General features: G+C 61.1%; 2 protein-coding genes. Both read right to left on the minus strand.

Features of this window, described 5'->3' with window-relative positions:
* Positions 1-291: 291 nt before the first annotated feature.
* Entirely contained in the window at positions 292-543 is a 252-nt protein-coding gene (locus tag B1964_RS01795) for a hypothetical protein (RefSeq protein ID WP_079928573.1), read from the minus strand.
* The gene (locus B1964_RS01800) at positions 540-1,247 is read right to left on the minus strand and encodes a RelA/SpoT domain-containing protein (RefSeq protein ID WP_079928574.1); all 708 of its coding nucleotides are present in this window, start codon (positions 1,245-1,247) and stop codon (positions 540-542) included. Before B1964_RS01800 ends, B1964_RS01795 begins: the two co-directional genes overlap by 4 nt.
* Positions 1,248-1,746 lie beyond the last annotated feature (499 nt).

Below are 1,746 nucleotides of genomic sequence, written 5' to 3' on the forward strand. Positions count from 1 at the left end.
TGGCATCAGCAGAGCTGCGCGTCTACGGCGAGGAACACCGATTCGACCTCCACAGTCGGCGCTGGTTCCGACTGCCCGACACCGACACCCTCACCGAGGTCGACCCGCCCGAGGACAGCCACGCATGACCGACGACACCCCGACCTACCCGACGTTCTGGATGAGCCCAGCCGATCGACACGAACGGAAAGCGCCACCAGTCCGCCGCACCGGCGCCGGCGACCAAATCCCCGACACGATCACACCACCCAAGCGATACCCCGAACCGTGGGCGGCTGGGGACAGCGCTGGTCAGATCCCTGCGAAGTACTTCGAAACGGCGACAGTGCCGTCAAAGTAGTTGGCGTGGGTCAAACGCACCGTATCGAGCGAGTCGGAGCCGATGAGCACTATTTCGATCGAGTCGCCTGACTTGAGGTGCTCTCGCTCCTTCTCGGCATACGTTTGCATTGCCAACCGTCCGTCACTTCCAAACTCCTGCACGTCGAGGAGCTCGGCGCGTGCATGATCGAACACCAGGAGGAAGTGCTTGATCTGAGTCATCGATTACGTCCTACTCGTAGGAAAGGCTGTGCTGCGGCTCTAAGCGATGTTACGCGTTCCGCAAGTGTCTCATGCACCGTCAACCCCTGCTCTTCCAGAGCTAGTGCTTCAGAAACCGCCTGGAACCAGTCACGAACCGCCTGAGGCCCCTTTCCGGACTTGACGTCGGCGCCCATCTGGCCCGTGACGCGCTCGACCATGAATGCCCATTCATGCATGACTCGAGTGCGTAGCTGGACCTCAATGAGTCGCTCGTGGTAGACGCTGATCACGTGGACACCGCGATAACCGCTGGCCTTGGGCTCCGCAATGTAGTCGTGGTAAATCTTGGGCGGACGTCGCTTACAGAGCCGCTTCTCAACTCGACGTACCTCGTCGATGGAGTTGAGGACTGCTCGACATCCTCCGATGTCGGCCATGCGAGCGAGATTCATTCCAGGTTCGCGGTAGAGCTTGTCGATGATCGTGGGAACCCGCTTAAGTCGCTGTGAGACTTCGACCTGGCAGTGTTCGGTCTGTACACGAGACCGGAGCCCCATCGTGGCCGTCTGGAGGGGCTTGCTGTGTGATGCGCGCCAGGCGAACAGAACGTCGAGGGCCTCTCGGACCTCGTCCACCTTCCCTTCGCTCAGCAAGTCGGTGAACGAACGTAGCGAGTCGCCTGCACGATTCACTCGTGACTTGCTTGGAACACCCACTGACATGAGAAGCGAGGTTACATGCGGTCACCGAACAAGGGAGGCCTCCAGGCCAGATGCCCAGGTTGGTCTTCGAGCGCGACGTGCCCACATCTTGCCCACACTTGCCCACGAAATCAGGTGATCTGGGGTGACGACTAGTGACGGTAAACCGCAGGTGGGAGCATATATCGACCCCTGACCGCGAGGGCTGATTAGGGTTCAAATCCCTCCGCCACCGCCGGCAATGGCCCCCTATCCTCGCAGGTAGGGGGCCATTGTGCTGTCCGGGGAGGCTTGTGCCGTATTCGTGGGTCACAGGTGACCTGAAAGTACGGCACGCCGCGCATGGCGGCCGTATCTGCCGTCGATCGTTCGTGTGAATCCCATGGACCTGGGCGGATGACGGGACGATGATCAACAGCATGAGCACTCCGCAGCAGCCGGGTAACGACCAGAACCGGCCCGGACCGTCGAACGAGCCGACGACCCACTATCAGAAGCAGGGTCGGGCGCCGGTGGGTCC

The organism is Gordonia sp. i37 (genome assembly GCF_002043085.1).
GTDB classification, from domain to species: Bacteria; Actinomycetota; Actinomycetes; order Mycobacteriales; family Mycobacteriaceae; genus Gordonia; species Gordonia polyisoprenivorans.